Below are 11,826 nucleotides of genomic sequence, written 5' to 3'. Positions count from 1 at the left end.
ATGGCGGCTCCCGGCAAGTCGGGTAAGCCCGTCGCCAAGGCGGTGAACGCCCCGCTCCAGCGGCTGGAGGACTTCGGCCACCAGCTGTCGTTCTACGCGCGTGCCTTCGCCTGGGTCTTCCGGGTGCTGCGCCGCTACCGGACCGAGGTGCTGCGGCTGCTGGCCGAGGTCAGCCTGGGCACCGGCGGGCTGGCGGTGATCGGCGGCAGCGTGGTGATCGTCGGCTTCATGACCTTCTTCACCGGCAGCCAGGTCGGCCTGCAGGGCTACAACTCGCTGAACCAGATCGGCACCGCGGCGTTCACCGGGTTCGTCGCGTCCTACTTCAACACCCGGGAGATCGCCCCGCTGGTGTCGGCGCTGGCGCTGTCGGCCACGGTGGGCTGCGGGTTCACCGCCCAGCTCGGCGCGATGCGGATCTCCGACGAGATCGACGCGCTGGAGGTCATGGCGGTCCCGTCGATGCCGTTCCTGGTCACCACCCGGATGATCGCCGGGATGGTCGCGGTGATCCCGCTGTACATCGTGGGCCTGCTGGCGTCCTACGGCGCGACCCGGCTGATCGTGACGATGTTCTACGAGCAGTCGACCGGCACCTACGACCACTATTTCGAGCTGTTCCTACCGCCGTACGACATCCTCTGGTCGTTCGGCAAAGTGATCATCTTCGCGCTATTGGTGATGCTGATCCACTGCTACTACGGCTACCACGCCAGCGGCGGCCCGGCGGGCGTCGGCGTGGCGGTGGGCCGCGCGGTGCGCACCAGCATCGTGGTCATCAACGTGACGGACCTGATGCTCGGCATGGCGATCTGGGGAGCCACCACGACCGTACGGATCGCGGGGTGAGGCGGCCATGACCCAGCGGATCCGTTATCGCGTGCTCGGCCTGTCCATGGTGCTCGTCATCGCGCTGCTGCTGGCCCTGACGGTCGCGCTGTTCAACAAGGCGCTGACCCCGGTGACGAAGGTGACGGTCCAGGCCGAGCGGGCCGGGCTGCAACTGCTGCCGCGCTCGGACGTCAAGGTGCGCGGCCTGATCGTGGGCGAGGTCCGGGGCACCCGGGCGACCGCGAACGGCGCCGTCATCGACCTGGCGCTGGACCCCGACAAGGCCGGGCAGATCCCCAGCAAGGTGAAGGCCCGGCTGCTGCCCAAGACGCTGTTCGGGGAGAAGTACGTCGACCTGGGGATCCCGGCGGACGACCCCGGGCCGCTCGGGCTGCGCAAGGGCCAGGTGATCCAGCAGGACCGGTCGCAGGCCGCGGTCGAGATCGACCAGCTGCTCGGCAACCTGCTGCCGCTGCTGCGGGAGGTCCGGCCGGACAAGCTGAACGCCACGCTGAACGCGATCGCCACCGCGCTGCAGGGCCGCGGCGGCCAGATCGGCCGCAACCTGGAGCAGGCCGACGCGCTGCTGCGGAAGATCAATCCCGAGCTGGACACGCTCGTGTACGACCTGCGCGCGCTGTCGGACGTGGCCGACGTCTACAACGCCGCGGCCCCCGACCTGCTGAACACCCTGCGCAACCTCAACGTGACCAGCAAGACGATCAACGACAGGCGGACCGCCATCGAGGATCAGGTGATCCCGATGGTGACCGGGGTGAGCACCAAGGGCGAGGGGTTCGTCCGCGCCAACGCCCCGAAGATCATCGGGGTGAACGTGGCGAACCGGGACGGCCTGTCGGTGGTCGCCCGCTACTCCCCGGAGCTGCCCTGCGTGTTCGACGGCATGCTCAAGATCAAGCCGCTGGCGGAGGAGGCGGGCGGCGGCAAGACGCCGACGTTCAACCTCACGGTCGAGATCGTCAAGCCGCGGCCGCCGTACAAGTACCCGCAGGACCTGCCCGAGCTGAAGGACCAGCGCGGCCCGCGCTGCTACAACCTGCCGAATCCCAAGGTGCCGTTTCCCGACTACCCGACGCTGGACGGCACCCAGGACGACCAGTGGTGGAAGACCCCGGGCAAGCCCGGTGGCGGTGACCCGCGCGGCGCCGCGCCCGCGGGCGGCCGCGGCCGGGCGGCGTCGGGCGTGTTCATCGACCCCGGACCCGGCATGAGCGAGCGCGACAAGATCAAGAACGTGGTGGGCCCGATGACCCGGACCCCCGCCGGCGAGGTGTCGGACGTGGCCCAGCTGCTGTTCGGGCCGCTGCTGGAGGGATCGGTGGTGAACGTCCAGTGAAGACCACCAGTGCCGGGATCAAGCTGCTCGCCTTCGTGCTGGCCACGTCGCTGGCCACCGGCGTGCTGGCGATGACGATCTCCAACATGCGGTTCGCCGACACCCGCGACTACAACGCGATCTTCAGCGATGTGGCCGGGCTGCTGGAGAACGACGACGTCCGCGTGGCCGGCGTCCGGGTCGGGCAGGTGGAGAAGATCCGGCTGTACTCCGGCAACCGGGCCAAGGTCACCTTCAGCCTGACCCGGGAGGGCGTCTTCGAGGCCGGGCTGCCCGCGTCCACGCACGTCAACGTCCGCTACCGGAACCTGATGGGCCAGCGGTACCTGGCGCTGACCGAGAAGGCCGGGTCGGCCAACTCCTACGTGCGGCCGGGCGGCACCATCCCGATCACGCAGACCCAGCCGGCGCTCGACCTGACCGCGCTTTTCAACGGCTTCCGCCCGCTGTTCGTCGCGCTGCAGCCGGGCGAGGTCAACAAGCTGGCCTTCCAGATCGTGCAGACGCTGCAGGGCGAGGCCGGGACGGTCAACAGCCTGCTGGCGCACGTGGCGTCGCTGACCAACACGCTGGCCGACCGAGACAAGGTCATCGGCCAGGTGATCACCAACCTGAACAGCGTGCTGGGCACCATCGACCAGCGGCACGGCGAGGTGAACCGGCTGATCACCGATCTGCGCGGGTTCGTGAGCGGGGTCTCCGGCGACCGGGAGGCGATCTTCCAGTCGGTCGAGGCGATCAACCGGCTCACCGGCACCACCGCGGACCTGCTCAACGACTCCCGGCCCGCGATCCGGGACGACATCGCCGGGCTGCGGAAGCTGACCGCCACCCTCAACGAGAACGACGAGGACGTCGACAGGGCGCTGCGCGAGGCGCCGAAGCGGATGGAGGGGCTGATCAACATCTCCTCCTACGGCTCCTGGTTCAACATGTACATCTGCGGCATGGACGCCCGCGTGCGGCTGCCCGGCGGTCCCGTCTACCAGACACCCGCGATCGTGAACGAGAACGCGAGGTGCAAGTAGATGAGGGTCCCGTTCCGGGAGCGCAACCCGGTCCCCATCGGCATCACCGCGTTCGCCCTCATCGCCGTCGCGCTGCTGGCGGCGATGAACCTGCAGAGCATCCCGTTCCTGGCCGGCGGACGCGAGTACAGCGCCGCGTTCCGCGAGGCCGCCGGGCTGAAGGCGGACGAGGAGGTGCGCGTCGCCGGGGTCAAGGTCGGCCAGGTCACCGGCCTGGAGCTGGAGGGCGACCACGTCAAGGTCACCTTCCGGGTGAACGACGACGTGCGGCTGGGCGACACCACCCGCGCCGACATCAAGATCAAGACGGTGCTGGGCGCGCACTACGTCGCGCTGAGCCCGCGCGGCAAGGGCCGGCTCGGCGAGCAGATCCCGCTGGAGCGGACGTCGGTGCCGTTCGAGATCGTCCCGGCGATCAGCGAGCTGACCGAGCGGGTCGACAAGATCGACCACAGGCGGGTGGCGCAGTCGTTCGACGTGCTGTCCGACACCTTCCGCAACTCCCCGGAGGAGATCCGCGGCTCGCTGCAGGGGCTGCGCCGGCTGTCGGACACCGTCGCCTCCCGGGACGAGCAGCTGCACGAGCTCTCGGGCCGGGCCCGCGACGTCTCGCAGCTGCTGGCCGACCGCAACCAGGACTTCGCCAAGCTGATCGAGGACGGCGACCGGATCCTGCAGGCGATCCGGGCGCGGCGGCAGGTGATCCACCAGCTGCTGATCAACACGGTGGTGTTCTCGCAGCAGGTGAACGCGCTGATCAAGGAGAACCAGGCGCAGCTGCGGCCGATGCTGGACAACCTGGAGAAGGTCAACGGGGTGCTGCTGCGGAACCAGCAGAACCTGGACCGGCTGCTCCAGCTGTTCGCGCCGTTCACCCGCCAGTTCACCGACGTCACCGGGTCCGGGCGGTGGTTCGACAGCTACATCCAGAACCTGATCCCGATCCCCGCCTCGATCCAGAACCCGCCGGCGCAGGGCGGCCAGTCCCAGAACGGCCAGACCGGCAACGGCCAAGGGCGGCCGGGGCAGGGCGGCCGGCCCGGACAGCCGGGCAACGGCAACCCGCTCCCGTTCCTCCCGTAGCAGCAGGCAGGTCATAGTGCGCAGTGTTAAAACCGGTGGCGTCCTCCGCCTGGGAGGCGCGACCCTCGCGGTCGCCCTGCTGGCGACCGCGCTCGTGGTGCTGCTGCGGGAGCCCGAGCAGCGGCACATGACGGCGTACTTCCCCAAGGCCGTCGGCCTCTACGCGGGCGCGGACGTGCGCATCCTCGGCATCCCGGTGGGCAAGGTCACCGACGTCACCCCCGTCGGCGGCGCGGTCCGGGTCCGGCTGCAGTACGACGCCAAGTACAAGGTCCCCGCGACCGCCAAGGCGATGCTCGTCAACCAGACCCTGGTCGCCGACCGGTACATCCAGCTGGCCCCCGTCTACAAGGGCGGCCCGGTGATGCCCGACGGGCAGACCCTCGCGGTCAACCGCACCGAGATCCCGGTCGAGGTGGACCAGGTCGGCTCCGGCCTGAACGAGCTCAGCAAGGCGCTCGGCCCCGACGGCGCCAACGCGCCCGGCCCGAACGGCCAGGAGGGCGCGCTTTCGCGGCTGCTGCAGGTCGGCGCAGGCACGCTGGAGGGGCAGGGCACCGACATCCGGCAGACCATCGCCGACACCTCCCGGATGCTGAGCACGCTCAGCGCCGACCGCGGCGACGTGGCCAAGACGATCGAGAACCTGCGGATCATCACCGCCACGATGAAGGCCAACGACCAGCAGATCCGGCGGTTCAGCGGCGACCTCAACGGCGTGTCGGCGCAGCTGGCGGGGGAGAAGGAAGAGCTGAGCGCGGCGCTCAACACCCTCGGCCCTACGCTGCGCAACGTCCAGCGGTTCATCAAGGACAACCGCGGCCAACTGTCGGACAACGTGCGGCAGCTGGCGCAGATCACCGGTGTGCTGGTGAAGGAGAAGGACAAGCTCGGCGAGCTGCTGGAGACGGCACCGATGGGCCTGTCCAACCTGACGCGGGCCTACGACCCGATCAGCGGCACCATCCACGACCGGGCCGACCTGCGGCAGTTCAACGACCTGGCGGACTGGGTCTGCTCGCTGGCCTACTCGGTCGGCACACCCGCCAAGCAGTGCCTGAACTTCGTCTCCCCGGTCAACGGGATCGGCAAGGTGCTGACCGGGCTGAGCCTGGACCTGTCCTGGATCACCGCGCTGACCACGCACTACAACCCCCAGCCGATCCCGCCGGACGCCTACGGGCCGAACGGCAAGCGCGGCAACGGCGCCGCCAGGCCGTCGTCCAAGCCCCGGGACATCGGCGCGCTGCTCCCTGGAGGTGGCCAGTGAGATCCCCGGTGAAGCGGCTGGGACGGCTCGGCGCCCTCGCACTGGCCGGCGTGACGGCCCTGTCGGGCTGCTCGTTCCGCGGCGTCGACTCCGTCCCGCTCCCCGGCGGCCCCGACCTGGGCGACGCCCCGAAGACGATCAAGGTCGAGTTCGGCAACGTGCTCGATCTCGTGCCGCAGTCGGTGGTCAAGGTCAACGACGTCTCCGTCGGCAAGGTCGACAAGATCGAGCTGGCCGGCGGGCGGAGCGGCTGGCACGCGCTGGTCACCCTGAAGGTGCGCCGCGACACCCGGCTCCCCGACAACGCCGTCGCCACCATCGGCCAGACCAGCCTGCTGGGCGAGAAGTACGTGGCACTGGGCAACCCGCCGCCGGGCGAGCGCCCGCAGGGCGAACTGGCGTCCGGCGACCTGATCCCGCTCGCCCGCACCACCCGCGGCACCGAGGTCGAAGAGGTGCTGTCGGCGATGTCGCTGCTGCTGAACCACGGCGGCCTCGAACAGGTCTCCACCATCACCCGCGAGCTCAACACCACGATGGACGGCCGCACCGCGACGATCAAGTCGGTGCTGAACCGGGTGAACACCTTCGTGGGCACCCTGGACCGCAACCGCAACGACATCACCCGGGCGATCGACAGCATCGACCGGCTGACCGGCAAGCTGGCGGCCGAGCGGCGCACCATCGCCGACACCGTCGACGAGACCGGCCCGGCGCTGACCGTGCTCAACCGCAACCGGGCCGACCTGACCAAGATGCTGCAGGCGATGGAGCGGCTCAGCCGCACCACCACCGATGTGATCAACAAGTCCAAGGCCGACCTGCTGGCCAACCTCAAGGACCTCGACACGATCCTGCGCAACCTCAACAGGGCCGGCGCCGATCTGCCCAAGGCACTGGAGGGCCTGCTGACCTACCCGTTCCCGCCCACGTTCACCAACGTGATCAAGGGTGACTACGCCAACGTGCGGGTCACCCTCGACCTGGACCTCCAGAACGTCGCGCAGAACCTGTTCGGCGGCACCGCGCTGGAAGGGCTGCTGGGCGGCGGGCAGCAGATGCGCAACATGCTGACCGTCCCGAACGTGACCCTGCCGCAGACACCGCTGGGCGTGCTTCCGGAGATGCCCGGCGGCACCGGCGGCACCGGCGGGGGCGGCGGGGGCCTGCCAGGACTGCCCGCCCCGGGCGGCGGCGGGCTGCCGGGCCTGAACGGCACCCAGAACGGCACGAACAAGCCGCGCTCCCTGGCTCCACCGTCCGGCTCCAGCGATCTGTCCACGCTGATGACGGGGGGCCTGTCTTGATCCTCAAGCGCGGCGTCAAGTTCCAGCTGCTGGTGTTCGCCCTCATCACGGTCATCGGCGTCACCATCGTCTCGGTGAACTACATCGGCGTCGGCCGCGGCCTGCTCGGCCGCCAGTACACCGCCTTCGTGGACCTGAGCGACTCCGGCGGGGTGTTCACCAACGCCGAGGTGACCTACCGCGGGGTGCCCGTCGGACGGGTCGGCCCGATCCGGCTCACCCCCAACGGCATCAAGGTCGAACTCCGGCTCGAACGGGGCAAGCGGATCCCCCGCGAGGGCACCTCCGCGACCGTCGCCAACCGGTCCGCGGTCGGCGAGCAGTACATCGACCTGCAGCCCGCCAAGGCGACCGGGCCGTACCTGGACGAGGGCAAGCCGTACACCATCCCGCGGCACCTCACCAAGCTCCCGGTGTCCACCGCCGAACTGCTGCGCAACGTCGACAGCCTGGTCTCGTCGGTGGACCCGCGGCACCTGGGCACCATCGTGAACGAACTGGACCAGGCGTTCTCCGGCTCGGCCTCCGACCTGCAGGCGATCCTGGACGACACCGACCGGCTCATCCAGACCGCCGACCAGGCCTACCCCGACACCAAGCGGCTGCTGGACGACGGCGCGACCGTGCTGAACACCCAGCGCTCCCAGGCCGCCAACATCCGCGGCTTCGCCCGCAACCTGAACGTGCTGACCACGCAGCTGCGCCGCGACGACCCGGCACTGCGCGCCGCGATCGACGCCACCCCGGGCGCGGTGACCGAGATCGACAAGACCATCGACGGCCTCGCGCCGACGCTGCCGGTGCTGCTGGCCAACCTGACCACGACGGGCCAGGTCATCGCATCCCACAAGGACGGGCTACGGTCGATCTTCGTCCTGTACCCGCTCAGCCTGGGCCTCGGGTACACCGTGACGCCCGGCGACGGCACCCAGCACATCGGCCTGGCGCTCAACCTGGACTCGCCGCCGCCGTGCACCAAGGGCTTCCGTCCCAAGAAGGACCAGCGCTGGCCGCAGTCCACCGGGAGCAAGGAACCGGACCTGAACCGCGGCTGCACCGAGCCCAAGGACTCCGGCCGGGTCGTCCGCGGCGCCCGCAACCACCCCAAGGACGCGATCCAGCCGCCGCCCGCCGTGCCGCCGGGCGCGACCGACGGCGCCGGGTTCCCCCCGGGCGGCGCGAACGGCAAGTCGCCGGACAAGGGCGCCCAGAAGCCCGGCGCGCAGGGGACGGGCGGGCAGACCTCGTCGCTGTCGGGACGGCAGGTCACGCTGCAGTCCGGCAACAACGTCTACATCCCTTTCCCATCCAAATCCGTGGAACTGGCCGGATACGATCCATCGACCGGTGTGGTCTACGGACCGGACGGCAAGCGCTACCGGATGGGCGCCACCGGCAGCCAGCAGCGTCTGCTGGGAGACGCCTCGTGGAAGATGCTCCTACTCGACCCGCTGATGCGGTGAAGGGAACAGCGCGATAGTGAAGTCGGACGCGAACTCACGCGGCCGGATCGGGGTGTGGACGCTCGGCGCCGTGATCGCCGCCCTGGCGGTGGCCGCGGGCGTGCTGGGCCAGCAGATCTGGTCGGCGGACCGGGACGAGGGCAGGCGGGCCGCCGCGCTCCAGTCCGCCAAGCAGACCGCGATCAATATGCAGACGCTGGACCACAAGAACCTGCGGCAGGACATCGACCGGGTCACCGGTGGGATGACCGGCACCGCCAAGGACCAGTGGGCCACGCTGGCCAAGACCCTCGCCGACACCGTCAGCAAGACCAAGACCGCCTCGTCGGTGCAGACGGCGCGGGCGGGCCTGGTCTCCATGGACCGCGACTCCGCCGAGGTCATCGTGTGGGTGTCGGCGATCTCCACCAATGAGAAGGTGCCGCAGGGCATGCCGATGACGGGACGCTGGGACTTCGAGCTCACCCTGGACGGCGATCGCTGGCTCGTCTCCAAGCTTGGGGTGGTCCCATGACCCGCGGCAGAACGAACGCCGATAACGCCGAACGGCGCGCGGCCGAGGCCAAGGAGAAGGCCCGCAGGGCCGCCGAACTGGCCGAACTGGCCGAACAGGCGGCCAAGGAAGCCGCCGAGGCCGCCGCCGCCCTCGAGACCGACGAGCCCGAGCCCGAGGACGACGAGCCGACGGCCGAGAAGACCAAGTCGGTCGTCTCACGCGCCGCCGCCAAGCCCGAGCTCGTCAAGCCCGAGCCCGAGCCCGACGCCGAACCTGAGCCCGAGACCAAGGCCAAGGCCGAGCCTGTGCCTGACCCCGAGTCCGAGCCCGACACTGACCTCGACAGCAAGGCTGGGACCGAGTCCGACGCCGAGCCTGAGACCGAGGACGGCGCCGAGGACGAGGCCGAGCTTGAGGACGAGGCCGAGGCGGAGGACGGCTCCGAGAAGGACGCGGACGGCGCGGACGACGACGGGAAGGCGGTCAAGAAAAAGGCGGCGAAGGTCGGTGCGGGCAGGAGGGCGTTCGGGCGTCCCCGGGTCTCGGTGCCCGGAGGCGGGCTCCGCGGCCTTGTGCCGCTGGGCCTGGTGGCCGTCCTCGCGGCGACCGGCGTGGGCTGGATGTGGATGAAGAAGTCCGAGATGGACGCCACCGAGACCGCGACCCGGCAGGCGACGTACGCGGCGACGCAAGCGGCCCAGAGCATCTCCTCATACGACTACCGCACGGTCGACGCGGACATGCGCAAGGCCACCGCGTACGCCACCGGCGGCTTCCGCAAGCAGTTCGAGACCCAGGCCGAGCGCGTGCGCACGCTGGCGCCGCAGCAGCAGGCGATGGTCACCGGCACGGCGGTGAAGACGGCCGTCGAGGACATCTCGCCCGAGTCCGGGACGGTCCTGGTGTTCCTCAACCAGCAGACGGTCAAGAACTCCGAGAAGGGCGAGGCGCAGCGGCTGCCGAGCCAGTTCACGCTGCGGTTGGCCATGACCAAGGTCGGCGATCGCTGGCTCGTCTCCAAGGTCGAGGTGGTCTAGTCGGCCGGCTCTCAGGGCGTCCCAGCGGCTCTCAGCGGCTCTGAGAGGGCGGACGAGCGACCGGGCGGAGGCCACGCCACCCTGGAACAAAGGGTGGCCGCCCGGCTGTTGTAGACCCTGGAGGCCGCAGGAGCGCCTCCACGAAAATCACGTCCACCACACACCTCTTCAGGGGTCTGTCGGGACTCCGGATCCGCGTTCTCCAGGGGCTTTCAGGGCCCTTGCCAGGGCGTCTCGGAGTGCCTACCGGCGGGTAGGGGGCCCGAATCCTAAACTATGGCCTTCCTCACTGCAGGTCAGAGCCCGAAAAGTCCAAGTCCGCTCTTGACTCGGCGGCGTTCAGGGGCGATGCTCCATGGCAACTGTGATGCATACTGACGCGCTAGAGTTGCGAGCGGTGTGGTGGTCGGCTACACTGCCCCTTTGCGCTGCCCTCTGACTATCCACGTGTGAGAGACCCTCGGCCCTGTCCTTTTTGGGGCTCTTTGGCCGGATCTCGGCACCTGGATCGTCTGGCGTGCGTGTCGTCAGTTACGCCGCGAGCCCTCGGAAGGACCACTCTTGGCAGCCTCGCGCAACGCCTCGAATACCGCAACCGGTCCGAACCGCGTCTCCTTCGCGCGCATCAAGGAGCCGCTCGAAGTCCCGGACCTCCTTGCGCTGCAGACCAACTCCTTTGACTGGCTGCTGGGCAACGAGAGGTGGAAGTCCCGGGTCGAGGCGGCCCAGAAGGCCGGAGACAAGGCCCCGACCCAGTCGGGCCTGGAAGAGATCTTTGAGGAGATCAGTCCCATCGAGGACTTCTCCGGAACCATGTCGTTGTCGTTCCGGGATCATCGGTTCGAGCCGCCCAAGTACTCCGTTGAGGAGTGCAAGGACAAGGACATGACCTACTCCGCCCCGATGTTCGTCACGGCGGAGTTCATCAACAACACCACCGGTGAGATCAAGAGCCAGACGGTGTTCATGGGCGACTTCCCGCTCATGAGTCCCAAGGGCACCTTCATCATCAACGGCACCGAGCGGGTCGTGGTCTCGCAGTTGGTCCGCTCGCCCGGCGTCTACTTCGACCGCGCGCTCGACAAGGCCTCGGACAAGGACATCTACGGCTGCAAGGTCATCCCGAGCCGCGGCGCCTGGCTCGAGTTCGAGATCGACAAGCGCGACAACGTCGGCGTGCGTATCGACCGCAAGCGCAAGCAGCCGGTCACCGTGCTGCTCAAGGCGCTGGGCTGGACCGAGGAGCGCATCCGCGAGCACTTCGGCGCCTACGAGTCGATCAATGTGACGCTGGAGAAGGACCACACCTCCGGCCAGGACGACGCGCTGCTGGACATCTACCGCAAGCTGCGTCCGGGTGAGCCGCCGACCAAGGAGTCGGCGCAGACGCTGCTGGAGAACCTGTACTTCAACCCCAAGCGCTACGACATGGCCAAGGTCGGGCGTTACAAGGTGAACAAGAAGCTCGGTCTGGACCTGGAGATGAACCAGGGCACGATGACCGAGGACGACATCGTCGCCACCATCGAGTACCTGGTGCGGTTGCACGCCGGCGAGGAGGAGGGCACCCTCGGCGCGGTACCGGTCCCGATCGAGGTGGACGACATCGACCACTTCGGCAACCGGCGGCTGCGCACGGTCGGTGAGCTGATCCAGAACCAGGTCCGGCTCGGCCTGGCGCGGATGGAGCGGGTGGTCCGGGAGCGGATGACCACTCAGGACGTCGAGGCGATCACGCCGCAGACCCTGATCAACATCCGGCCGGTCGTGGCCTCCATCAAGGAGTTCTTCGGCACCAGCCAGCTCTCCCAGTTCATGGACCAGACCAACCCGCTGGCCGGGCTGACGCACAAGCGGCGGCTGAACGCCCTGGGCCCCGGCGGCCTTTCCCGTGAGCGGGCGGGCATGGAGGTCCGTGACGTCCACCCCTCGCACTATGGGCGGATGTGTCCGA

Annotated in this window: 9 protein-coding genes and 1 pseudogene; all 10 read left to right on the top strand. The window is 69.1% G+C overall.

All coding sequences use genetic code 11. From position 1 onward, the window contains the following. Window positions 1-849: an MlaE family ABC transporter permease gene (locus ABD340_RS37590; RefSeq protein ID WP_344595677.1), complete on the top strand. Its 849-nt coding sequence runs from the start codon at window positions 1-3 to the stop codon at window positions 847-849. A gap of 7 nt (window positions 850-856) precedes the next feature. After that, window positions 857-2,188 (top strand): MCE family protein, encoded by a 1,332-nt coding sequence (locus ABD340_RS37585; RefSeq protein ID WP_344595675.1) that lies wholly within the window; start codon window positions 857-859, stop codon window positions 2,186-2,188. Beyond that, the gene (locus tag ABD340_RS37580) at window positions 2,185-3,216 is read left to right on the top strand and encodes an MCE family protein (RefSeq protein ID WP_344595674.1); all 1,032 of its coding nucleotides are present in this window, start codon (window positions 2,185-2,187) and stop codon (window positions 3,214-3,216) included. Before ABD340_RS37585 ends, ABD340_RS37580 begins: the two co-directional genes overlap by 4 nt. Then, window positions 3,217-4,299 (top strand): MCE family protein, encoded by a 1,083-nt coding sequence (locus ABD340_RS37575; RefSeq protein WP_344595672.1) that lies wholly within the window; start codon window positions 3,217-3,219, stop codon window positions 4,297-4,299. It abuts the gene before it with no gap. Window positions 4,300-4,315: 16 nt separating this feature from the next. Next, window positions 4,316-5,569: an MCE family protein gene (locus tag ABD340_RS37570; RefSeq protein WP_344595670.1), complete on the top strand. Its 1,254-nt coding sequence runs from the start codon at window positions 4,316-4,318 to the stop codon at window positions 5,567-5,569. After that, window positions 5,566-6,876 (top strand): MCE family protein, encoded by a 1,311-nt coding sequence (locus ABD340_RS37565; RefSeq protein ID WP_344595668.1) that lies wholly within the window; start codon window positions 5,566-5,568, stop codon window positions 6,874-6,876. Before ABD340_RS37570 ends, ABD340_RS37565 begins: the two co-directional genes overlap by 4 nt. Next, window positions 6,873-8,339 carry an MCE family protein gene (locus ABD340_RS37560; protein WP_344595667.1) on the top strand — a complete coding sequence of 489 codons (1,467 nt, stop codon included), beginning with the start codon at window positions 6,873-6,875 and terminating at the stop codon, window positions 8,337-8,339. Before ABD340_RS37565 ends, ABD340_RS37560 begins: the two co-directional genes overlap by 4 nt. 16 nt (window positions 8,340-8,355) lie before the next feature. Beyond that, window positions 8,356-8,853, top strand: coding sequence for a hypothetical protein (locus ABD340_RS37555; RefSeq protein ID WP_344595665.1), 498 nt, complete (start codon window positions 8,356-8,358; stop codon window positions 8,851-8,853). Next, window positions 8,850-9,872: a hypothetical protein gene (locus ABD340_RS37550; protein WP_344595663.1), complete on the top strand. Its 1,023-nt coding sequence runs from the start codon at window positions 8,850-8,852 to the stop codon at window positions 9,870-9,872. Before ABD340_RS37555 ends, ABD340_RS37550 begins: the two co-directional genes overlap by 4 nt. A 561-nt stretch (window positions 9,873-10,433) precedes the next feature. Further along, window positions 10,434-11,826 (top strand): annotated as a pseudogene (locus ABD340_RS37545) (DNA-directed RNA polymerase subunit beta); the annotation flags it as partial.

This window comes from Actinomadura vinacea (assembly GCF_039532545.1).
GTDB lineage: Bacteria > Actinomycetota > Actinomycetes > Streptosporangiales > Streptosporangiaceae > Spirillospora > Spirillospora vinacea.
Note: the sequence above shows the minus strand (reverse complement) of the source record. Positions and strands in the feature narration are given on the sequence as shown.